The organism is Streptomyces sp. NPDC045956, assembly GCF_056430705.1.
In genome coordinates this window covers 154,657-176,215 of the sequence record NZ_JBWKKZ010000015.1, presented here as the reverse complement: position 1 = coordinate 176,215, position 21,559 = coordinate 154,657, and the positions used below count along the sequence as shown (strand labels likewise).

General features: G+C 73.8%; 20 protein-coding genes and 1 pseudogene. 10 read left to right on the top strand and 11 right to left on the bottom strand.

Annotated elements, in window-relative coordinates:
* Positions 1 to 36 precede the first annotated feature (36 nt).
* Together AC07FV_RS32170 and AC07FV_RS32165 are read right to left on the bottom strand one after the other, a co-directional pair.
* A complete protein-coding gene (locus tag AC07FV_RS32170; RefSeq protein ID WP_479091118.1) occupies positions 37 to 822 on the bottom strand; it encodes an SDR family NAD(P)-dependent oxidoreductase in 786 nt (261 codons plus the stop codon).
* Complete coding sequence (locus AC07FV_RS32165; protein ID WP_479091117.1) at positions 819 to 1,496, bottom strand: TetR/AcrR family transcriptional regulator; 678 nt, start codon at positions 1,494 to 1,496, stop codon at positions 819 to 821. The genes AC07FV_RS32170 and AC07FV_RS32165 overlap by 4 nt, the downstream gene beginning before the upstream one ends.
* 404 nt (positions 1,497 to 1,900) lie before the next feature.
* On the opposite strand from AC07FV_RS32165, the gene AC07FV_RS32160 reads away from it, so the two are divergent.
* Positions 1,901 to 3,559: a catalase gene (locus tag AC07FV_RS32160; RefSeq protein ID WP_479091116.1), complete on the top strand. Its 1,659-nt coding sequence runs from the start codon at positions 1,901 to 1,903 to the stop codon at positions 3,557 to 3,559.
* Between the two features lie 22 nt (positions 3,560 to 3,581).
* Here AC07FV_RS32160 and AC07FV_RS32155 read toward each other — a convergent pair.
* Positions 3,582 to 4,126, bottom strand: a pseudogene (locus tag AC07FV_RS32155) (fructosamine kinase family protein); the annotation flags it as partial.
* Between the two features lie 190 nt (positions 4,127 to 4,316).
* Between AC07FV_RS32155 and AC07FV_RS32150 the strand changes: the two are divergent.
* The gene (locus AC07FV_RS32150) at positions 4,317 to 4,640 is read left to right on the top strand and encodes a hypothetical protein (protein WP_479091114.1); all 324 of its coding nucleotides are present in this window, start codon (positions 4,317 to 4,319) and stop codon (positions 4,638 to 4,640) included.
* A gap of 68 nt (positions 4,641 to 4,708) precedes the next feature.
* Complete coding sequence (locus tag AC07FV_RS32145; protein ID WP_479091113.1) at positions 4,709 to 5,470, top strand: maleylpyruvate isomerase family mycothiol-dependent enzyme; 762 nt, start codon at positions 4,709 to 4,711, stop codon at positions 5,468 to 5,470.
* A 159-nt stretch (positions 5,471 to 5,629) separates the two neighbouring features.
* On the opposite strand, the gene AC07FV_RS32140 is transcribed toward AC07FV_RS32145, so the two are convergent.
* Together AC07FV_RS32140 and AC07FV_RS32135 are read right to left on the bottom strand one after the other, a co-directional pair.
* Positions 5,630 to 6,946: an SLC13 family permease gene (locus AC07FV_RS32140; RefSeq protein ID WP_479091111.1), complete on the bottom strand. Its 1,317-nt coding sequence runs from the start codon at positions 6,944 to 6,946 to the stop codon at positions 5,630 to 5,632.
* Positions 6,947 to 7,247: 301 nt separating this feature from the next.
* Positions 7,248 to 8,582 (bottom strand): MFS transporter, encoded by a 1,335-nt coding sequence (locus tag AC07FV_RS32135; RefSeq protein ID WP_479091110.1) that lies wholly within the window; start codon positions 8,580 to 8,582, stop codon positions 7,248 to 7,250.
* Positions 8,583 to 8,903: 321 nt separating this feature from the next.
* On the opposite strand from AC07FV_RS32135, the gene AC07FV_RS32130 reads away from it, so the two are divergent.
* Positions 8,904 to 9,566 carry an NAD-dependent epimerase/dehydratase family protein gene (locus tag AC07FV_RS32130; RefSeq protein ID WP_479091109.1) on the top strand — a complete coding sequence of 221 codons (663 nt, stop codon included), beginning with the start codon at positions 8,904 to 8,906 and terminating at the stop codon, positions 9,564 to 9,566.
* Between the two features lie 93 nt (positions 9,567 to 9,659).
* On the opposite strand, the gene AC07FV_RS32125 is transcribed toward AC07FV_RS32130, so the two are convergent.
* Entirely contained in the window at positions 9,660 to 10,193 is a 534-nt protein-coding gene (locus AC07FV_RS32125) for a DoxX family membrane protein (protein ID WP_479091108.1), read from the bottom strand.
* Positions 10,194 to 10,458: 265 nt separating this feature from the next.
* Between AC07FV_RS32125 and AC07FV_RS32120 the strand changes: the two genes are divergently transcribed.
* On the top strand, positions 10,459 to 11,097 hold the full coding sequence (locus tag AC07FV_RS32120) for a GNAT family N-acetyltransferase (protein ID WP_479091106.1): 639 nt from the start codon (positions 10,459 to 10,461) through the stop codon (positions 11,095 to 11,097).
* A 38-nt stretch (positions 11,098 to 11,135) separates the two neighbouring features.
* Here the strand turns inward: AC07FV_RS32120 and AC07FV_RS32115 are convergent, their stop codons facing one another.
* The 3 genes from AC07FV_RS32115 to AC07FV_RS32105 are packed head-to-tail and all read right to left on the bottom strand — an operon-like array spanning position 11,136 to position 12,876.
* Positions 11,136 to 11,861 (bottom strand): metallophosphoesterase family protein, encoded by a 726-nt coding sequence (locus AC07FV_RS32115; RefSeq protein ID WP_479091105.1) that lies wholly within the window; start codon positions 11,859 to 11,861, stop codon positions 11,136 to 11,138.
* A complete protein-coding gene (locus tag AC07FV_RS32110) occupies positions 11,861 to 12,157 on the bottom strand; it encodes a BON domain-containing protein (protein ID WP_479091103.1) in 297 nt (98 codons plus the stop codon). Before AC07FV_RS32110 ends, AC07FV_RS32115 begins: the two co-directional genes overlap by 1 nt.
* The gene (locus AC07FV_RS32105) at positions 12,154 to 12,876 is read right to left on the bottom strand and encodes a nucleotidyltransferase family protein (protein WP_479091101.1); all 723 of its coding nucleotides are present in this window, start codon (positions 12,874 to 12,876) and stop codon (positions 12,154 to 12,156) included. Before AC07FV_RS32105 ends, AC07FV_RS32110 begins: the two co-directional genes overlap by 4 nt.
* A gap of 142 nt (positions 12,877 to 13,018) precedes the next feature.
* Here AC07FV_RS32105 and AC07FV_RS32100 point away from each other — a divergent pair, with 142 nt between their 5' ends.
* Positions 13,019 to 13,327, top strand: a complete 309-nt coding sequence (locus tag AC07FV_RS32100; RefSeq protein ID WP_479091100.1) for a hypothetical protein — start codon at positions 13,019 to 13,021, stop codon at positions 13,325 to 13,327.
* A 96-nt stretch (positions 13,328 to 13,423) separates the two neighbouring features.
* On the opposite strand, the gene AC07FV_RS32095 is transcribed toward AC07FV_RS32100, so the two are convergent.
* Positions 13,424 to 14,608, bottom strand: coding sequence for a PP2C family protein-serine/threonine phosphatase (locus AC07FV_RS32095; RefSeq protein ID WP_479091098.1), 1,185 nt, complete (start codon positions 14,606 to 14,608; stop codon positions 13,424 to 13,426).
* A gap of 178 nt (positions 14,609 to 14,786) precedes the next feature.
* Here AC07FV_RS32095 and AC07FV_RS32090 point away from each other — a divergent pair, with 178 nt between their 5' ends.
* Complete coding sequence (locus AC07FV_RS32090) at positions 14,787 to 15,200, top strand: SRPBCC family protein (RefSeq protein WP_479091097.1); 414 nt, start codon at positions 14,787 to 14,789, stop codon at positions 15,198 to 15,200.
* 78 nt (positions 15,201 to 15,278) lie between these two features.
* On the opposite strand, the gene ctaD is transcribed toward AC07FV_RS32090, so the two are convergent.
* Positions 15,279 to 16,997, bottom strand: coding sequence for an aa3-type cytochrome oxidase subunit I (gene ctaD, locus AC07FV_RS32085; RefSeq protein WP_479091096.1), 1,719 nt, complete (start codon positions 16,995 to 16,997; stop codon positions 15,279 to 15,281).
* A 688-nt stretch (positions 16,998 to 17,685) separates the two neighbouring features.
* Here ctaD and AC07FV_RS32080 point away from each other — a divergent pair.
* From AC07FV_RS32080 to AC07FV_RS32070, 3 genes are all read left to right on the top strand, one after another.
* Positions 17,686 to 18,720, top strand: coding sequence for a polyprenyl synthetase family protein (locus AC07FV_RS32080; RefSeq protein WP_479091152.1), 1,035 nt, complete (start codon positions 17,686 to 17,688; stop codon positions 18,718 to 18,720).
* A 777-nt stretch (positions 18,721 to 19,497) separates the two neighbouring features.
* The gene (locus AC07FV_RS32075; protein WP_479091095.1) at positions 19,498 to 20,808 is read left to right on the top strand and encodes a cation:proton antiporter; all 1,311 of its coding nucleotides are present in this window, start codon (positions 19,498 to 19,500) and stop codon (positions 20,806 to 20,808) included.
* 284 nt (positions 20,809 to 21,092) lie between these two features.
* Positions 21,093 to 21,536 (top strand): hypothetical protein, encoded by a 444-nt coding sequence (locus AC07FV_RS32070; protein WP_384698153.1) that lies wholly within the window; start codon positions 21,093 to 21,095, stop codon positions 21,534 to 21,536.
* Positions 21,537 to 21,559: the final 23 nt, after the last annotated feature.

Below are 21,559 nucleotides of genomic sequence, written 5' to 3'. Positions count from 1 at the left end.
CCCCCGGTCCGTGGTCCCCCTGGTGAGCGGGCGGTGTCAGACGGCGGTGTAGGCGCCGTCGACCAGGTGGTAGCTGCCGGCCACGAAGGACGCGCGGTCCGACAGCAGGAAGGCGATCAGCTCGGCGACCTCCTCGGAGCGCCCGAGGCGGCCGGCCGGGTGCAGGGCCACCAGCCCGTCGTGGGCGGCCTTGTCCATCTCCTTGAGCAGCGGGGTGTCGATGAAGCCGGGGCCGACCGCGTTGACGCGGATGCCCTGGGCGGCGTACTCGGCGGCGGCGGCCTTGGTCAGCCCGACCACGCCGTGCTTGGCGGCGACGTAGGCGGGGGAGCCGGCGAAGCCCACCGAGCCGAGGATGGAGGCGACGTTGACGATGGCGCCGCCGCGGCCGGTCGCTTCCATGGCGGGCAGTTCGTAGCGCATCGAGTAGAAGACGCCGTCGAGGTTGGTGCGCACGACGCGCTGGTAGGCGTCCACGTCGTACGCGCCGGTCGGGGCGCTCGGGCCGCCGATGCCCGCGTTGTTCACGGCGAGGTCCAGGCCGCCGAAGGTGTCGACGGTGAGACGCACGGCCGCCTCGACGGACTCCGGGCGGGTCACGTCCAGCTCGACGGCGGCGGCCTCGACGCCCCGCGCCCTCAGTTCGGCGGTGGCCTTCTCGGCGCCCTCGGTGTCGAAGTCGGCGACGACGACCTTCGCGCCGCCGGCTCCGAGGCGGCGGGCGGTGGCCAGGCCGATGCCGGAGGCGGCCCCGGTGACGAGGGCGGTGCGGCCCGCGAACTCGGCGGTGTGGACGGCGGGGGTGGTGTCGGTGGTGCTCATGGTGCTTCTCGCTCTTCGGTGGTGCTGTCGGGGGCCGCGGCCGCGGCCCCCGAGATCAGGGCGTCGTAGGCCCGCTCCACGAGGGCGGCGAGGTCTGCGGCTCCCGAGTCCCGGTCGTCGCCGCGCGCCCACAGGCGCAGGGCGGCGATCAGGACCCCGGCGGCGGCGTCGACGACGGCCGCGGGACGGACGTCCCGGGTCTCGTCGGTGCCGAGCCGACGGGCGACGATGCGGATCGACTCCTCCTGGGCGTCGACCCGGATGCGCTGGTAGGCGGCGAACAGGTCGGGCTCGCTGTCGGCCAGGGCCACCAGCCGGCGCATGCGCGGACGTACGTGCCAGGCGGGGTCCTCCCGGTCGGCCAGCCAGTCGCGCACGGCCCGCCGGTAGGCGAGGAGGGGCGGCTCGTCGGCGGGCCGGGCCCGCAGCAGCGCGTTGATGCGGTCGCCGTCCCGGCGGACGAAGTCGAGGGCGGCGTCCTCCTTGCCGGCGAAGTGCCGGCTGAAGGTGCGCCGGGTGACGTCGGCGCGCTCGGCGATGGCCTCGACGGTGGTCGCCGCGCACCCGCGATCGAGGATCAGGTCGCAGGCGGCGGTGGCCAGCGCGTCGCGGGTCCGCCGCGCTTTGCGCTGCCGCCGGTCCTCGGGGGCGGGGGGAGGCTTCGTCGCCGTCATGCCTCCGAGCGTACACCCGAAAATGTCCCAACGAGACATGAGGCTCAGTGGGACATGAGGCCCAGTGGGACACGGGGGCCGTGAGGGGAACGTCGCCCGGCTCGCGGTGTCGCGCCGGGCGAGACGACTGCGCCGAACGGCGCCGTTCGGGCCACGGGTTGCGGTCCCGGTCCGGAAGTGCCGTGTGCCCCGTGGCGCCCCGGGTACCCGCCCGGTCCGCGCGGCCCCTGGACCCCTCTGCAGGGTGCCCAGGGCCCTTGCGCGTGATAAGGAAACAGTACAAATCGGTAGGTGTCGGACCTTGCATGGCGGGGTACCCGGAGCGCCCATGTGCGCGGCCGACGGCCGCCTCGCAGCTCAGGGCCGCGTCCGAGGGCGGCCACGAGTCGAAGGAGCCCACGAACATGACGGACGTATCGAGCCAGGGGCCCGCCCCGGGCGACGACCGCAAGGTGCTCACCAACCGCCAGGGGCACCCCGTCTACGACAACCAGAACCAGCGCACCGTCGGCGCCCGCGGCCCCGCCACGCTGGAGAACTACCAGTTCCTGGAGAAGATCAGCCACTTCGACCGTGAGCGCATCCCCGAGCGCGTCGTGCACGCCCGCGGGGTCACCGCGTACGGCTACTTCGAGGCGTACGGCGCGTGGGGCGACGAACCGATCGACCGCTACACCCGGGCGAAGCTGTTCCAGGAGCGGGGCAAGCGCACCGACCTGGCCGTCCGGTTCTCCACCGTCATCGGCGGCCGCGACTCCGCCGAGACGGCACGCGACCCCCGCGGCTTCGCGGTGAAGTTCTACACGGAGGACGGCAACTGGGACCTCGTCGGCAACAACCTGGCCGTCTTCTTCATCCGTGACGCGATCAAGTTCCCGGACGTCATCCACGCCCTCAAGCCGGACCCGGTGACGTTCGAGCAGCAGCCCCGGCGCATCTTCGACTTCATGTCGCAGACGCCGGAGTGCATGCACATGCTGATCAATCTGTTCAGTCCGCGCGGCATCCCGGCGGACTACCGCCACCAGCAGGGCTTCGGCGTCAACACCTACAAGTGGGTCAACGCGGCGGGCGAGACCAAGCTGGTCAAGTACCACTGGATGCCCAAGCAGGGTGTCCGCAGCATGACCGAGGAGGACGCCGCCAACGTCCAGGCGCAGAACCTCGGCCACGCCACGAAGGACCTCTACGACGCCGTCACGCGCGGCGACCATCCCGAGTGGGAACTGCTCGTCCAGATGATGGACGACCACGACCATCCGGAACTGGACTTCGACCCGCTCGACGACACCAAGACCTGGCCGGAGAACGAGTTCCCGTCGAAGCCGGTCGGCCGGATGGTGCTCGACCGGATGCCGGAGAACTACTTCGCGGAGAACGAGCAGATCTCCTTCGGCACCGGCGTCCTCGTCGACGGGCTGGACTTCTCCGACGACAAGATGCTCGTCGGCCGCACCTTCTCCTACAGCGACACCCAGCGCTACCGGGTGGGCCCGAACTACCTCCAGCTGCCCGTCAACCAGGCCAAGAACGCCCACGTGCGCACCAACCAGCGCGACGGCCAGATGGCCTACCACCAGGACGGCGGCGGGGAGAACCCGATCGTCAACTACGAGCCGTCGATCACCGGCGGCCTGCGCGAGGGCGAGTACCCGACGCACGACGAGCAGGGACCCGAGATCCAGGGCCGGCTCACCCGCAAGCGGATCCCGCGCACCAACGACTACGTGCAGGCCGGGCAGCGCTACCTGCTGCTGGAGGAGTGGGAGCGCGACGACCTCGTGGCGAACTTCGTCGACCTGCTCTCCCAGTGCGACCGGCCGGTGCAGGAGCGCATGGTGTGGCACTTCCTGCTGGTCGAGAACGACCTCGGACTGCGGGTGGGCGAGGGCATCGGCATCAGCCCGCAGGACGTCCGGCACCTGGAGCCGCTGGCCAGTCAGGACCTCACCGACGAGGACCGCGAGCGGCTCGCCAACCTCGGCAAGAACCCGCCGCGGGATGTCGAGGGCCTGAAGATGACCCACTGCGTGCCCAACGAGCGGCACGTCGTGACGCGTTGACGCTCAACGGCCCGGGTGGCCACGCCGCCCGGGCCGCCGCGAGGGCCTGCTCGGCGTAGCCGCGCCCGAAGAGCACGGCGTGCACCAGCAGCGGGAAGAGCCGGTGCACGCCGACGCGCGCAGACCCGCTCGATCTCGGCCGCCTCGCCGGGTCGGACGGTGCCGGCGGCGACGGCGCGGCGCAGGTACGCCAGCGCCCGGTGCTCCGCGTACCAGCGCCACCAGTCGCTCCCGACGACGTTGCGCATCCGCGCCCGGCCGATGAACGCCTCCTCGGGTCCGCCGGGCGGCGCGGCGCCGAAACGCGGGTGCTCCGGCCGCGTGCAGCGCCGCCGGTTCCCGGCCGAACCGGACGGCCGCCCGGGCACTCGCCCGGCCCTCGGGCACGCGGTCGGTGACCAGCCGGCGCCCGTCCTCGCCGACCACTGCCGGGATCCGCATGGCGCCCGCGCCGGGCGCCTGCGTCGGCCGGCCGACGCAGGCCCGTGCCGCACCCGCGTCGTCGCCGCGCTCGACCGTCACCGTGCGTCCGTCGTCGAGGAACACCTCGGTGAGGGAGCGGACCACCGGCGCTCACCGGTCACGTCACCGGCCGACCGGTGAACCCGGCCGCGGCCGGCGCAGGCGTCGTCGTGGCACACACGGTCACCGTTTCGTGGCACACACGGTCACCAGGTCGGAGACGGACTGCCGCCGACCCGGTGAAAGACGCCCGGTGTGCCGTTGGACGCCCCGGACGCGGGGGAGCAGTGGGACTATGACCAGTTCAGCGTTCCATCGCACCATCATCCTGCCGGCCCCCGTGTGCGAACAGGCCGCACAGCACCTCGAGCACGCCGTCCAGAAGGCCATCGACGGAGCCGCGACCCCCTGGCGCGCGTTCCGCGGGGCCGACGGTGACGACTTCGCGTTCTCCGTACCGGTCGTGGAGCAGGCCGCGGGCTGCCTGCTCGTGCTGGCCGCCGAGAGCGCCCAGAGCCTGCGCCCCTCCGCCCTGCGCGCGCTGATCACCGTCGCCCTGCATCTGCGGGACGCCGTCGAGGCCGTCCGCCGGCCCGCCGTCCCCACCGTGACCTGGTGAGCACCCGCCCGAGCACCGGGGCGGAAAACACCGCGCCCCGGCCCTGAGCCTGTGCTTGGCTCTGCGGCATGGATTTCACCCGCTACCTCGACTGCCTCGCCGTCGACCACGACCGGCTGCGGGCCGTCGTGGAGAACGACGCCGACGCCCCGGTGCCCACCTGCCCCGGCTGGACGGTGGCCGATCTGACCCGTCACGTGGGCGAGGTCTACCTGCACAAGACCGTCGCCATGCGCGAGGGGGTCGAGCCCGAGCCCTGGCCGCCGCCGGAGTTCGCGGAGGAGGAACCCACCGCGCTGCTCGACCGGGGGTACACCGCCCTGCGCGCCGAGTTCGCGACCCGCGCTCCCAAGGACCCGGCCGCCACCTGGTACGGCCCCGACCAGAGCGTCGGCTTCTGGATCCGGCGGATGGCCCAGGAGACCGTCGTCCACCGGATCGACGCCGAGCTGGCCACCGGGCAGCCCGTCGCGCCCGTGCCGGCCGACCTCGCCGTGGACGGCATCGACGAACTGCTCAGGATCTTCGCCGCCTTCTCCGTCGCCGAATGGGGCGAGTACTTCGCCGACGTCCTGGACGGCTCACCGGGGCGCACCGTCCTGCTGCGTGCCGGGGACGCGGCGTGGCGGGTGCGGACGGGCCCCGGCGAGTTCTCCGTGACGGACGGGGACGGTGACGGCACGGCGGACGTGACGCTGAGCGGCTCCCCGGAGGCACTGCTGCGCCGGCTGTGGAACCGCGAAGGCGACGAGGACGGCGGTGTGACGGTCACCGGAGCACCCGAGGCGGCCGAGGAACTGCGCCGGTGCCTCGTCGTGGCGACCCAGTGACCGGCCCGGTGGCCGGCCTGCCGCCCCGCCCCGGCCCGGTGGCCCGGTGCGCCGCAAGGTCCTGCGAGTGGTGCGCCCCAGGGCCGACGGGGGGCGGGCCAGCGGGTGCGCCCAGGGACCGACGGCAGGGGCGGGCCCGCGCCGGGGGGCGCCCCGGGGTCAGGTGCCGACGACCTGGAGCGACGCCCACAGGGCCGCGGTCGAGGCGATCACCGTGGCGGGCACGGTGAGCAGGCCGAGCCGGGTGAACCGGCCCAGGTCGGCCTCGATGCCGTACCCGTGCAGGATCCGCCGCCAGAGCAGGGTCGCGAGGGAGCCGACGTAGGTCAGGTTCGGACCCAGGTTCACGCCGATCAGTACGGCGAGGACCTGGCCCGGCCCGGCGGGCGCGGCCAGCGGGAGCAGGGCAAGGACGGCCGGCAGGTTGTTGACGACGTTGGCCAGCACCGCGGCCACCGCCGCCACCCCCAGCAACGCCGGCAGCGAGTCGCCGTGCGGCAGCAGCCGTCCGAGCCCGGTGGCCGGGGCGCCCGCCATCACGGCCTGCACGACGACCCCCAGCGCCAGCACGAACAGGCAGAACAGCGGGGACGCGGCACCCACCAGTTCCCGGGGCCCGGCATGGCGCCGGGCCAGCGCCCGCCCGCCGAGCACCAGCACACCGCCGAGCGCCGCCCACGCGGGGTCCAGGCCCAGCGGCGAGGACACGGCGAACCCGGCCAGGGTCAGCGCCACGACGACGACGGTGAACCGGGGCACGGCCGGCGCCGGCGGGAGACCGGACGGCGGCTCCCGGCCGGCCGGGAGCGCGGGCGGGTGGCCGACGGGCCCGGGCTCCGTCAGGTCCGCGCGGAAGAAACGGCGGAACACCACGTACTCGACGGCGATCGCGGCGAGCCACGGCAGCGTCATGAGCGCGGCGAACCTGGTGAAGGACAGGCCGCTCGCCGTGAACGCCAGCAGGTTGGTCAGGTTGGAGACCGGCAGGAGCAGTGAGGCGGAGTTCGCCAGGTGCGCCGTGGCGTACACGTGCGGGCGGGACCGGGCGCCGGCCCGGGACGCGGTGGCCAGGACCACCGGGGTGAGCAGGACGACGGTGGCGTCCAGACTGAGCACCGCCGTGACCGCGCAGGCCATCGCGAACACCCCGGCCAGCAACCGCGACGGACTCCCGCCGCAGCGGCGTGCCACGGCCGCCCCGACGGCCTCGAACAGTCCCTCCCTGGCGCACAGGTGCGCCAGCACCAGCACCAGGGCGAGGAAGGCGACGACCGGCAGGAGCGTACGCGTCTGCTCCCACGCCTGGTGCGGGGTGACCGTGCCGAGGGCCACGGCCAGCGCGGCGGCGGGCACGGCGGCCACCGCCTCAGGCAGCCCCCGGGGACGCAGCACGGCGAAGGCCAGCACGCCCAGCAGCAGGACGATGGGAACGGCCTCGGCGAGGACGGCGGTACTCAGGGCTTCTTCTCCCCACACGTGAACCGGGCGGACCCCCGGTGATCGGCAAAGACCGCCCAGGGTCGCACGCCAGGGTAAGGACGGGACTCATGTGCACCGGCACCGCCGTCCGGGGCCGTACGGACGGTGGCGGGCCGGGATGCGACCGGCGGGAGGTGACCGGCGGGACGCCGGGCTGCGGCCGGGTCGCGGGGCGAGCGGCAGGCCACCCTCCCGAGGACCGCCCGCGGGCTCCGCCGGGCCGGTCGCGGCCACAGCGCCCACGGACCCCGTCGCGCCGCGCCGTGGCCGCCCGGCGGCAGCGCCGCGGGCCTCCCGCTCAGGCTGCCGTCCCGAGCGCCACCCTGGCGGGCACGTCCGCGTCCCCGGCCCGCAGCGCCACCCCCTCCTCGGAGCGGCGGCCGTGCAGGAGGTGGCCCGCGGTGATGGACACGGCGATGATCAGCCCGCCCGCGACCAGGGCACCGCGGGCGCCGGCCAGCTCCATCAGCAGGCCGAGCGCCGGCGGGCCGCCGAGACCCCACACCGTGCCGATGCTGCCCCACACGCCGAGCACCCGGCCCCGCAGGTGCGCGGGCGGGTCGGTCTGCAGCACCGAGGTGCCCGCGGTGTCGGAGACGGACTCCACCACGGCCATCGGCAGCACCATCACCAGCAGGACGGCAAGCGACGGTGAGAGACCGGCCACCACCTGCAACAGCCCGCCCGCCGCCGCCAGCGCGCCCACGACCCGCACGGAGGGCCGGCGCAACCGGGCGCCCAGGACGGCGCCGACGATGCCTCCGGCCGCCAGCACGGTCGACACCGTGCCGAACGACCCGGCGCCGCCCGCGAGCGGCCCGGTCACCAGCACCGCCAGCGTGAGCTGGTAGTTGCGCCCGAAGACCGCGCTGATCCCGGTGACGCCGGCCAGCGCCAGCAGCCGCGGACGGCGCGCGAAGAAGGCCAGCCCCTCCCGCACCGACAGGCTGTCCGACCGCTCGTGGCGCGCGGCCTTGCCGGTGTGCCCCGCCGCCCCGCGCGCCGGACGCAGGAAGGGGACGACCGAGGCCACGAAGAGGAACGAGAGCCCGTTGGCCGCGTAGGCGGCGGCCGTCCCGAGGAAGCCGACCGCCACTCCGGCCAGCGCGGCACCCGTGAGCCGGCCCGCCTGGTGCACCAGCGCGCCCACACCGATCGCCGAGGGCACGTCCTCCGCCGGGACCAGGTCGTTGCCCAGCAGCGAACACGCCGGGCCGTCGACGGTGGCGATGACACCGGTGACGGCGGCCAGCACCATCAGGGTCGTCACGTCGAGCCGGTCCAGCGCGACCAGGAGCGCCGTCGCGAAGGCGACCGCGCCGAGCAGGGCCTGGCTGACGGCGGCGGTCAGCTTCCGCGGCCAGCGGTCGACGGCGGCGCCGCCGAACACACTGATCAGCAGCGCGGGCGCGGCCTGGACGGACATCGACAAGCCCGTCGCGGCGGCGGACCCGGTGATCTGCAGGACCAGCAGGTTCTGCACCGTGAGCTGCATCCAGGTGCCGGCGTTCGAGACGAAGTTCGCGACCGACCACCAGCGCATGCTGCGGTACCGCAGGGACCGCCACGGCGAACGCGACGCCGGTGCGGAGGCAGGCGGGGCGGAGACGGCGGAGACAGGGGAAGAAGACACAGTGCGCCACTCGAAGACGGGTCGGGGACCCGGAAGGGAAGGGGGAGGGGGAGCGGGAAGACCGGCTGCGCTGCGCGGCCACTCCACCGAGCCGGATGACGGCGCCGACCATCGTGCCAGAAGGGACCGGCCGGTCCTCGCCGACGTCCGCCCGAGGGCATGCCCCGCACCCCCAATTCCCCCACCAAGCAAACCCTTTGACCTGCCGAGTGTGCTTGACCACAGGTCTCCGCGCGCCCCGGGTCAAGACCCGGGGGAGTGACGGTCACCACGGTGTCCTGTCCGCTCGGCCGGCGCAGGGGGCGCGGCGGACACCGGAGCATGAACGCGACCCGCCCGGGCCCCCGGGGCCCGCTCGTCAGCGCTCCGCGGCGGAAGGAGGTCGTCCGGATGATGCCGACGGCGACGTTCGGTCCGTGGTCGCACACCCGGCCGCCCCGGGACCGTGCCCTGGTGGTCGGCGGTGCGGGCTTCCTCGGCTCCCACCTGTGCACCCGCCTGCTCGACGCGGGTGCCGAGGTGGACTGCCTGGACGACCTCTCCACCGGCCGGGCCGAGAAGCTCGCCCCGCTGGCGGGCCGCCCCGGCTTCCGGTTCCTGGAGTGGGACATCTCCGACCCCGGCTGCGCGGAGGCACTCACCGGCCCCTACGACCTGGTCCTGCACCTAACGGGCCGGGCCGCACCGGCCGCCTGGCCCGACCGGCCCGTGGAGATCCTCGACGCGAGCAGCCTCGGCACCCGTACCGCACTGGCCGTCGCCGAGCGGGACGGCGCCCGCTTCCTGCTCGCCCCCTCGCCGCCGGCGTTTCCCGGCCGTGTGCCCCGCGACGCCGGGCAGGGGAGCGGGGCCGACCCGGTCGACCGCCCCGACCCGGTGCCGACCGGGGTGGTGACCACCGAGCGCGTCGGGCAGCGAGGAGCACTGAAGGCGCTCGCGGCGCCTGCCCGCTGCCCGCCGGTCGCCTGCCCGCCCCGGACATGAGGGCATGTCTGGGGCGGGCGGGTACGGGTGCCGGGGTCTCCTTCTCCGCCCGGCGCATCCTGCCGCCCGCCCCGGCGCTGAAGCCGACCGGCCCTAGACGCCCAGCTTGGCCCGGACACCCCCGGCCGTCGCCGCCGGGCGGGCCGTGGCCCTGACCGAGCGGTGCACCAGGTGCGCGTCGTGTCGCAGGCCCCGGGCGGCATGCCGGCCGCGCCACAGCAGCGAGGGGGAGCTGCCCGTGTCGTCCGCGGCGATCAGCAGCCCGCCCAGCATGGACACGTTCTTCAGGAAGTGGATGCGCTGCTGGGCGCGCTCCGACGGGTCCTCCGCCTCCCAGAAGCGGTGCCCCGCCAGCGTGGTGGGGACCAGCGTCGCCGCGACCGCCAGTGCGGCCAGACGCGGGCAGCGGCCGAGGCCGAGCAGGACCCCGCCCACCACCTGCACGGCGCCGTTGAGCCGTACGAGCTGCTCGGTGCTGTCCGGCAGAGCTGACACGCGGTCGGTCACCGGCCGGACGATCGGCTCGGCGGCGGGCGCCACCTGCGCGGGGTTGCGCAGGGATTGCAGACCGCCGGCCACGAACATCGAGGCGAGCATCGGGCGGCCGACCACACGCAAAAGACTCATGGTGCTCTCTCGCTTTCTCCAGGGATACCCAAGGACTGCCAGGAACGTGCTGCCTACTGGGATCATCAGGTGCCCGCAACGCCCGGCGCCATTCGGTGCCCGCGGCGGCGGCGACGCCCGCGGGTACCGCGCCGGGTGGATCCCGCGCAGGTCACGGGCCGGTCGGCGGCGACAGGACCGATTCCCGTCCTGGTGCGGGTGCGGCGCATCTGGCGCAGTGACCGCGCCCCTTGTGGGAGCGCTCCCAGTCGGGCAGGATGCCGCAGTGACCCCGACCGCCGCCGTACGCCCGTACCGTCCCGCCGACGCATCGGCACTCGACGACATCTGCATCCGCACCGCGCACAACGGCCGGGACAGCCGGCCGGTGTACGCCGACCCGGCGCTGCTGCCCGCCATCTTCGCCGCGCCCTACGTCCACCTCGACCCGGACCTGGCCTTCGTCCTGGACGACGGGGAGGGCCGCGCGGTCGGCTACATCCTCGGCACCGCCGACACCCCCCGTTTCGCCGAGGACTTCCGCGCCGAATGGCTGCCGCTGGTGGCGCACCGCCACCCGGCCCCCGACGGCCCGCCCCGCACCCCGGACGAGGTCATGGCCGGACTGCTGCACGACCCGGAGCGGATGATCATCCCCGAGCTGGCCGCCTACCCGGCCCACCTGCACATCGACCTGCTTCCCGACTGGCAGGGCCGTGGGCACGGCCGTGCGCTGATGCGTACGTTCTGGCGGGCTCTGCGCGTCCGCGGGGTGCCCGCCGTTCACCTGGTCATGGCGACCGCCAACACACCTGCCAGGGCCTTCTACGACCGGATGGGCTTCCACGAGATCGAGGCGGCGGGTCTGGATCCCTCCGACGTCGTCTGTCTCGGACGGACGACGCGGGAGGACGCCGCGACCTGACGCACCGGACGGGAGCCCGACCCGCGCGCGGGCCCTGGTCAGGCGGCCCCGAGCTGGTAGACGTTGAAGGCGCGGCGGATGACCGGTTGCGCCACGTTGCGCACCCGCACCCCGCCCGCCGTCATCCCGTGCTCCGTGCCCAGGTGGGCGTGGCCGTGCACGGCCAGGTCGGCGCCGGCGGTGTCGATCGCCTCGGCCAGCAGATAGCTGCCGAGGAACGGGTGGATCTCCGGGGGCTCCCCGGCGAGCGTGTCGGCGACGGGGGAGAAGTGGGTGAGCGCCACCCGGGCGGCACAGCCCTCGGCGTCCAGCTCCTTCAGAGCGGCGTGCAGACTGTCCGCCGAGCGGCGGGTGGTGCGGACGAACTCCTTCATGACCGGTTCGCCGAACTCACCGGCGCTGCGCCCGACGAAACCGCCGCCGAACCCCTTGGTCCCGGCGATGCCCACCCGTGTCCCACCGCACTCGACGACGGTCGCCTGCCCCTCCAGGACGGTCACCCCCGCGTCCTGGAGCAGGGCGGTGACCTTCTCGGGCTGCTCGTCGTGGTGGTCGTGGTTGCCGAGGACGGCCACCACCGGCACCGGCAGGTCGCGTACCTCCCGCGCCACCACCCGCGCCTCCTCCGGGGTCCCGTGCCGGGTCAGGTCACCGGCGAGCAGCAGCAGGTCGGCGCACTCGGGCAGGGTCTCGAAGGCGGGGCGCAGCAACCCCTGGCTGTCCGGGCCCATGTGGATGTCTCCGACGGCGGCGACGCGGATCATCACAGCTCCTCCGCATGGTCGGGGCGGGTCGTCTCCGCCACCACGAGGTCGGCGTGCACGGTGAGGCCGGCCAGTTCCTCGCGGGCCACGCGCAGGACGCTCTCGCGGCACTGCGCGGAGGGCACCGTGCCCGTGAGGGCGATGGCCCCGGCACGGATCTCGGCGCGCACACCCAGCTCGCCCAGCTCCTCGGCGGCGAGCCGGTCGTGCAGGTGGGCGACGCGGTACTCGACGTTGCCGGCCGCGCCGGCGGCACCGCTCGCCGCGGGCCCCTGGTGTGCGACGGGGTCGCTCATCGCTGTTCCTCCATCGTGGCGGTGGCCGGGGAGGCGGCCGAGGCGCCGGACGGAGGGATGATGTCCAGCCGTTCGAGGATGAAGAAGAACGCGGCGGGCATGGGGTCGTCACCGCACTCGCGGCGCAGCTCCGCCCAGTCGATCTTCTCCCGCAGGGTGCGGGCGATCGGCAGCACCGCACCGAAGTCGCAGTGGTGCTCGGAGAAGGCCGCCAGCAGCCCGTGCAGCAGATCGGTCGGCGACAGCACCGGCATGAGCACGGAGTCGACCGAGAGGTCCTGGGCCCGGGCCAGCAGCTCCGCCGTGACGGGCTCGTGCGCCAGCTCGAAGATCAGGTCGACCTGCTGCCCCAGGCAGTTCGCCTTCAGCAGCCAGTCCTCGGGCGGCGTGTACACCGCCAGGCCCGCCTCCCTGAGCGTCGCCGCGACGGCCTCCGCGTCGTCCGGCCGGATGCAGAAGTCCACGTCGTGCTGGAGGTTCTGGGTACCGCCGTGCGCGTAGACGGCGACGCTGCCGGCCAACGCGAACGGGTGCTCCTTCTTCTTCAGGATCGACCCCACCTGCTTGGCGGCCTGGAGGATCGCCTGGTTGCGGTCGAGCGGCAGATCCTCGTGGCGTGGGTCGTTCAGGGGGACGAAGTCGGGGTCCCCCGCGGCCAGACGGAGCTCCGAAACGCCGGCGCGCTGGTCGAGAGCGCTGTCGTCGGCGTGCTGCGTCATTGCTGTCCCCTTCCGGACGGTCACCTTCTGTGGACCGGTCGGCCGGTCCGCCCCTGGGAACCCGGGTACCCGGCGTGGTACCGCCGACACGGGACGCTGTTCCGGGGGTGAGCCGTCCGGGGGATCGGGGGACTCGGACGGCATGGACGACAAGCAGCAGCAGCCGACCGGACCCGAGGACCGACGCACCGTGGAGCGGCTGGTCACGGCGTGGCTCGCGGAGACCGAGCAGCACGATCGCGCCGCGGCCCGGGAGGCCCGCGCCGGCTGGGAGAGCGGCGCCCTCCCGGAGCGGGCCGCCCAGGACCTGGCCACCTGGGTCACCGCCAGGATCACGGACACGGGTTTCACCGAGGACGAGGGACCCTACGTGGAAGGACCCGTGCGGATCACCCCCGCCGACAAGGAGACCGTGCACGACTGGCTGCGCGCAGGGGGCCACCAGGTCTGAGACACGAGGTCCGGGACACGCCCCCGCACCCTCGGGGCGCCCGCTCCACCCGGGACCGCGCCCCCCGCGCCACCGGGGCCCCGCGCCGCCGGACGGTCAGCGGACCGGCGGACGCCACTCGAACATCAGGATCGTCGCGTCGTCCCGCAGCTGACCGCCCGACTGGGAGTCCAGGATCGAGTGGATCAGGCGGCGCAGCGCCTCGGGCGCCAACTCGCCGCCGGCCGTGGCCCGGATGACGTAGTCGGCGAACCGTTCGAGTCCGAAGAGCGTCTCCTCCCGGGTCCGCGCCTCGGTGACCCCGTCGGTGTACACCAGCACCCGGTCACCGGGTTGGAGCATCGTCTCGTGCGTCCGGCGAGGAGTGGCGGAGAGCCGGACCGGCGTCCCCATCGGGGGGTCGGCGTCCCGTTCCAGCGCGTCGGTGATCAACTGCTCGTCCCTGATCAGGAGGGGCGCGGGGTGACCGCAGTTGCTCCAGCGCAGCAGACCCGTCTCGAAGTCCAGCTGCGCGAGGACGGCGGTGCAGTACTGCTCCGGGAGCCAGCGGGCCAGGGCTTCGTCGACGGAGTTGACGAGGGTGGGCAGGTCGGCCCCGTTGCGCCGGGCGTTGCGGCAGGCCGCCAGGGCCACCGCGCTGGTCAGCCCGGAAGCCAGGTCGTGCCCCATCGAGTCGACCACCGACACGTGCAGGGTCGTCTGGGTGAGCGAGTGGTCGAAGGCGTCACCGCCCAGCTCGTAGGCGGGTTCGAGGACGGCTGTCGACACGACGTGCGAGTTGCCGATGGTGCGGGGCGGCAGGAAGGCGCGGAGCATCTCGGAGGGGAGGTGCATCGGCTCGGTGCGGGTGTGCCGGACGAAGGAGTCCTCGAAGGCCCGCTTCGAGGTGATCATCATGGCCAGCAGCGAGGCGAGGGCCCGGCCGCGGACCAGGGTGGCGGACGTGAGCGCCGAGGCGTGCACCGCCAGTACCCCCAGGCGCTCCGCCCCGTCCAGCAGGGGCAGCCACGCCGTGACACCGCCGGTCTCGGACTCCTCCACCCGCAGGGCCTGGGTCCGGTAGGCCCAGCCCGCGAGCGAGCCGTCCACGGGGATGCTCGACGCCACGTCGGTCTGCGGCACGAGGTGCCGTTGTTGCAGGTCCACGAGGTAGACCACCGCGTGTTGCAGGTCCAGGGCCTTGGCGCAGCGGGCCACCGCGGCGGACAGGTCCAGGGTCAGATGCGCGGGATCGGCGAGGAAATCCTGCAGCAGCACGTCGCTCGCCTCGGACGTGGACACCTCGTCTCCCCTCGCCGGTCCGCCCGCCGCGACGCCATGACGGGGCACGTTGCGCAGCAGTCTGGCACCGTGCACCCGGTGCCGCCCGCCGAGCCGATCATTCGCGGGGTGCTTCGGCCCCGGCGGACGGGGGCACGCGTCCCCTGGTACGACCACGAGTGCCGAGGAGTGGTGCCCCATGTCCGAGTACGAGCGTTCCCGCACCATGCCCGCCGGGGCGGAGCAGGTCTTCGACGAGGCCGCGAACGTCGGGCAGCTGGACACCTGGCTGCCGCGGGACCTGCACGTGGAGCCGGAGGACCCGCCCGCCGTCACCGTGCACGAGGACCGCACCGACCAGGACACCTCCGCCCTGCTCAGCGCCCGGCCCGAGCAGCTGCGCCTGGAATGGGGCACCCGTGACCAGGGCGCCTACGCCGGCTGGTTGCAGGTCGCCGGACTCGACGGCGGGGTCAGCGAGGTGACGGTGCACCTGTCCTTCTTCGACGAGGGCCACGACCCCGGGGGGCCCGCGGTGGACGAGGCCCTCGACAGCAGCCTGCGCCGACTGGAGGAGCGGGTCAGGACGCGCACCGGCGACACGACGGCCTGACCGGTACGGCCTCACGACGACCGCGCCCGGGGGACCCGCTCCGCCGCGCCCTGACGGGGGTACGACCCGATGCGCACCTCAGGAGGCGCGGTCCCCCTTGTGTCCCTCGCCGGGCTCCAGCACATCGCGCTGCCCCGTCCGTTCCGCCTGGTCCAGCTGGACCAGCTCGGGGTGGTGGAGGTCGAAGGCCGGCGACTCGGAACGCACCCGCGGCAGGGCGTGGAAGTTGTGGCGGGGCGGGGGACAGGACGTCGCCCACTCCAGGGAGCGTCCGTAGCCCCAGGGGTCGTCGACCCCTACCGGCCGGCCGTATCTCGCCGTCCGCCAGACGTTGTACAGGAACGGCAGCGTCGACAGACCGAGCAGGAAGGCCCCGACGGAGGAGACGGTGTTCAGCACCGTGAAGCCGTCGGCGGCCAGGTAGTCCGCGTACCGGCGCGGCATGCCCTCGGCGCCGAGCCAGTGCTGCACCAGGAAGGTGGTGTGGAAGCCGGTGAAGAGCGTCCAGAAGTGCACCTTCTCCAGCCGGTGGTCCAGCATCCGGCCCGTCATCTTCGGCCACCAGAAGCTGAAACCGCCGAACATCGCGAACACGATCGTGCCGAACAGGACGTAGTGGAAGTGCGCCACCACGAAGTACGTGTCGGTGACGTGCCAGTCCAGCGGCGGTGAGCCGAGGACCACCCCGGTCAGCCCGCCGAAGAGGAAGGTGACCAGGAACCCGGCCGCCCACAGCATCGGCGGTTCGAAGGAGAGCGAGCCCTTCCACATCGTGCCGATCCAGTTGAAGAACTTCACCCCCGTCGGCACCGCGATGAGGTATGTCAGGAACGAGAAGAACGGGAGCAGCACGGCACCGGTGGCGAACATGTGGTGCGCCCAGACGGTCGCCGACAGCCCCGCGATGGCGATGGTGGCACCGACCAGCCCCATGTAGCCGAAGATCGGCTTACGGGCGAAGACCGGGATGATCTCGGTGATCACCCCGAAGAACGGCAGGGCGAGGATGTACACCTCGGGATGGCCGAAGAACCAGAACAGGTGCTGCCACAGGATCGCCCCGCCGTTCTCGGCGTCGAACACATGGGCCCCGAAGTGCCGGTCCGCCTCCAGCACCAGCAGCGCCGCCGCCAGCACCGGAAAGGCCAGCAGAACCAGGACCGAGGTCAGCAGCACGTTCCAGACGAAGATCGGCATGCGGAAGATGGTCAGGCCGGGCGCGCGCATGCAGATGATCGTGGTGATGAAGTTGACCGACCCCAGGATGGTGCCGAACCCGGACAGCGCCAGCCCCATGATCCACAGATCGCCACCGAGGTAGGGGGCGCGCAGCGGACCGCTGAGCGGTGTGTACGCGGTCCAGCCGAAGTCCGCGGCGCCCTGCGGGGTGAGGAAGCCGCCGAGCACGATCAGGCCGCCGAAGAGGAACAGCCAGTACGCCAGCATGTTCAGCCGGGGGAAGGCCACGTCGGGCGCGCCGATCTGCAACGGCATCACGGCGTTCGCGAAGCCGGCGAAGGTCGGGGTGGCGAACAGCAGCAGCATGATCGTGCCGTGCATCGTGAACGACTGGTTGTACTGCTCGTTGGAGAGCAGTTGCAGGCCCGGCCGGGCCAACTCGGCCCGGATCAGCATCGCCAGCACCCCGGCGATCAGGAAGAACGCGAACGACGTGATGAGGTAGAGATGGCCGATCCGCTTGTGGTCGGTCGTGGCCAGCCAGGAGACGATCACCCGTCCCCTGCGGGAGCGCTTCGCCGCGGGGACCGGAGCGATCGGTTCGGTCTGTGTCGCCATCCGACCAGGGCAACCCACCCCCGGCCGCACGTGTCGACGCCACGTCACACCCTCACGCGGTTGGGGCCGATTGGCTGATCGTTTCTATCCGTCCGGGTGCGTCACCACCCCGGAGGGGCGAAGCGGCCGTCACCCGAATGGCCCCCGCGCGCTACTGGTGTCGGCCGATCCGGTGTCTCCTGGTGAGTGTCAGCGGCGTCCAGGCTGGGAGGCCGATCATGTACGAAATGTGCGTGGGCCCGGAGAAGGCGGGCGGAGCGTTGGTGTGGCACGTGATGGCCAAACAGGCAGCGGCCACCCTGTGCGGAGAGATGCTCCGCGAACGTATCGAGGCATCCGACGGTGAACGGGCGCGCCACTGCCCGGATTGCATGGCTTCCTTCGAGAAGTTGATGGCAAGCACACCGTGCTGACGGACCGTCCGCACCCGTCCGCCCCGTCGCATCCCGCGGCGGGGCGGTGGCGTACGTCCGCACCGCTTCCGGTGCGGGCCCGATTGTCGGCTGGGTGCATGGTCCCAGGGCTGGGCTGCTTCGGTGATCTTTCGCCGGGTGGTGCGCGGAGCGGGCTTCCCGCGGCGGGCCGGCCGATTGACTGGGGGCGCGGCCGGCGCGGCCCGTGCGGGCGCCGCCGGATCCCGCCGTCCGTCTTCGAGTCCTGACCGCGTGAGGAGCAGTACGTGTCGCAGATGACCGACTCGGCCCCGGTAGGTGCCTTCCCGCGTCTGGAGTGGGTCGACGACGTGCTGTCGCCCGCTCTGCGGACGGCGGTCGAGTCGCTGCCCGCCGCGGAGCGCCTGGTGGCCCGGTATCACCGGGGCTGGTGCGAGGCCGACGGTACGCCCCGCGCTTCCGTGTCCGGCGGTGGCAAGGCGGTGCGTCCGGCCCTCGCCCTGCTGTCGGCGGCGGCCGTCGGTGCGGACCCGGTGACCGCGGTGCCCGGCGCGGTGGCGGTCGAACTGGTGCACGACTTCACCCTGCTGCACGACGATGTCATCGACGGCGACGCGCTGCGCCGCCACCGGCCCGCCGCCTGGTCCCTGTTCGGCACTCCCGCGGCCGTGCTCACCGGCGACGCCCTGCTGGTCGCCGCCCTGCGCGCCCTGACCCAGGCCGCACCGCGGCGCGCGGGGGCCGCCGTGCAGGAACTCGTGGCCGCGCTGCCGGAACTGGTGGAGGGCCAGAGCCACGACGTCGCCTTCGAGGCGGCCTACGACGTGTCGGTGGCGGACTACCTGCGCATGGCCGCGGGCAAGACGGGCGCCCTGATCGGCTGCGCCTGCGCGCTGGGCGGTGTGCTGGCCGGCGCGGACGCCGTCCGGGTCGGCGGACTGCGGGAGTTCGGCCGGCACCTCGGCGTGGCCTTCCAGTGCGCGGACGACATCCTCGGCATCTGGGGCCGCACCGCTCGCAGCGGCAAGCCGGTCGGCGCGGACCTGGCCGCCCGCAAGAAGTCGCTTCCGGTCGTGGCGGCCCTCGCGGCGCCGGGTCCGGCGGCCGGACGGCTGCGCGAGCTGTACCTGGGTCCGCGCCGGCTGGAGGGGGGCGACATCGACCTGGCGCGTCGTCTGGTGGAGGAGGCCGGCGGACGGCGGGCGGCCGAGGAGGAGGCGCGTCGGCAGATGACGGTCGCACTGCGCTCCCTGTCCCTGGCGCAGCCCACCGCCGACGCCTACCGCCAGCTGCACGACATCGCCTGGTCGATGATCCTCCGCGAATCCTGAACCGCGCCGCCACCGCCCTCCCTCCCGACCGGTGGACCGGCCGGAGCGATGCGACCGCCGGTGGGTGACCTCACGTGCGGCGGACCGTTGTCCTGGCGATGACCGCTCCGTCCCCTCGCGCCGGCCGCGCCGCGGCCCCGATACGGGTTCACCGGTCGTGACGATCACTCGGCCGGGGCAGTGTCGCCGCGTCGGCCCGGGGAAGTCGCCGTTCACGCCCGGGTGCGCGGTCCTCCCGCACCGGGGCGGCGGGACGTGCCGCGGCCGGGATCCCCGAGTCGGCCGCGGCGCACCCCTCTCATCGGCCGCGCCACTCCTCCCGCTCGCCGGGTGGCGCCACCGGCCCGCCGTGATGGGTGTCGGCCACCGGACGTTATGGGTGCCGTCCCCGATGGCGGAGCAGCGGTCCGGCGTGTGACCGTGGAGCGACGCCGTGCCCCGGGGGTTCTTCGGGCGCCGGGAGGGTCGCGGGGAGGTTCGTCCCGCCTGGCCGCGTGGCCGGGGCCGGCCGCGCCGTGCGCGCCCGTGCACCGAGGCGGCCGGTGCTCGTCGTGGCGTACCGCCGGGTGCGGACCCGGGTCGTCCGGAGCGCGCCGCCCGTGCAGGCCTCGGGCGCGACGGTGCCCTGCCCCGGCCGGGAACGGTGTCGCGCCCCCGCGGTCGGCCGACGGCGCCCGACCGCACGACAGACGACGCGTCACCGATGAAGGAGAACCCGCATCCATCCCCGTCAAGTGAAGCCCTCCCGACCCTCCGCACGGTCGAAGGCGGTGACCCGTGGGACACGCTGACACCCTGCTCGCCATGGGCGGCGCCTTCCTGGCCGCCGCGTTCCTCGCCCGCCTCGGCGGCAGGATCGGACTTCCGACGATTCCGCTGTTCATGCTCGCGGGCATCCTGCTCGGTCCCCACACACCGGGCTTCGTCCTGGTCGAGGACGCGCACGACTTCGAGATGCTCTCCGCGCTCGGACTGGTGCTGCTGCTCTTCTACCTCGGCCTCGAGTTCCACCTCGACGACCTCAAGAGCGGCGGCAAACGGCTCCTGACCGCCGGCGGCATCTATCTGCTGCTGAACGTCGGTGCCGGTCTGGGCTTCGGGTTCGTCCTGGGCTGGGGTGTGCGGGAGGCGTTGGTGCTCGCCGGCGTGCTCGGCATATCCTCCTCCGCGATCGTCACCAAGATCCTCATCGACCTGGGCCGGATCGGGCGGCCCGAGACCCGTCTGATCCTGGGCGTCATCGTGGTGGAGGACATCTTCCTCGCGCTGTACCTGGCCGCCCTCCAGCCGGTCATCGCGGGCGCGCACGGTTTCGCGGACACGGCCCTGCAAGCCGGGAAGGCCTTCGGCTTCCTGCTGGTGCTCGCCGCCGCGGCCCGCTACGGCACGCGGCTCGTGGGCCGGCTGATCGCGACCCGGGACAACGAACTGCTGGTCATCAGCTTCCTCGGGGCGGCGGTGCTCGTCGCGGGCGTCTCGGAGGTCCTCGGCGTCGCCGACGCCATCGGCGCCTTCATGGTCGGCCTCATCCTCGCGGGCACCCCCTCGGGACCGCGGATCCGGGAACTGGTGCACCCGCTCCGGGACGCCTTCGCGGCCATCTTCTTCTTCGCGTTCGGCCTCGCCATCGACCCCGGCGACCTCGCGTCGGTCGCCGGCCCGGTCGCGGCGGCCGCGGCACTGACCATCGTCATGAACGTCGTCGCCGGGCTGTGCGTGGCCCGGGTGTACCGCTACGGCTCCGAACCCGCCGCCGAGATCGCCACGACCCTGGTCGCGCGCGGCGAGTTCGCGCTGATCCTGGCCGCCATGGCCGCGGGGGCGGGGCTGGACGGACGGCTCGCCCCGTTCATTGCCGGATACGTCCTCGTCCTCGCCGTCCTCGGTCCCGTCTTCGCGGGCCGGGCGCACCTGCTCGCCGGTGCCCTGCGGGCCGCCGCGAGGCTGCTGCCCGGTGCCAAGGGGTCGGCCGCGGTGCCGGAAAGCCGCGACGGCGACGGCGACGACGCGGTGAAGGGCGACTCCACTCCTGCCGCGCCGGCTTCCGCCGGGTCCTCCTCCGCGCAGCCTGCCGAGGCCGAACGGTAGAGGTCCGGGACGGGGAAGCACGTCGGTGCGCGGCCGGAATCGCGCTCCTGGACGGAGCACCCCCGTCCCGCACCGGGCCGTGGGGCGCCGGCCGGGGATCGGGGCCCGGGGAGCATGGACCGGCGTCCGGCCGGCGCGGCCCGCACGGTCGCGGCGCCGGCCCGGCGCGACCGGTTGTCACCCCGGCCGGCACGGCGCTCAGCACCCCGGTGGGACAATCCTTCCGCAGGACCGGTGTCCGACGCCGTGGTCGGAGCCGTCCGGGACCGGAGGGAGCCGTCAGGATGATCGAGTGGGTGCCGCTGAGCCACGGCGTGAGACCCGTCCCCCGCCCGGTCGGGGCTCCCCTGGTGTGGGCGGGCGCGTTCAGCGGTGCCCTCGTCCTCGTCACGCTCCTCAACGGCACCGTGGGGGTGGGCCGTCCCGGGCTCGCGCTGGCCGTGCTCTCCCTGCTGGCGGCGCTGCTGGGCATCTGGGCGCGGTTCACGGCGGCCCCCGGAACGGCCCTGCTGTGCTGGCTCTCCCTGAACGGCTTCGCCGTCCCGCCCGCCGGCACGCTGACCTGGACGGGCCGGCGGGACGCGCTCTGGCTGGCCTGTCTGCTCGGCGCGGCCCTCGTCGGCACGGCACTGGCCCGCCTGGTCCACGCGCGGGCCGCCTACCGCCGGCTGACCACGGCGTCCGGCCCCGAGACGACGGAGCCGGGCGCCGGGCCGCTCGACCTCTGACCCGTGCCCGGCCGCGTCCGACC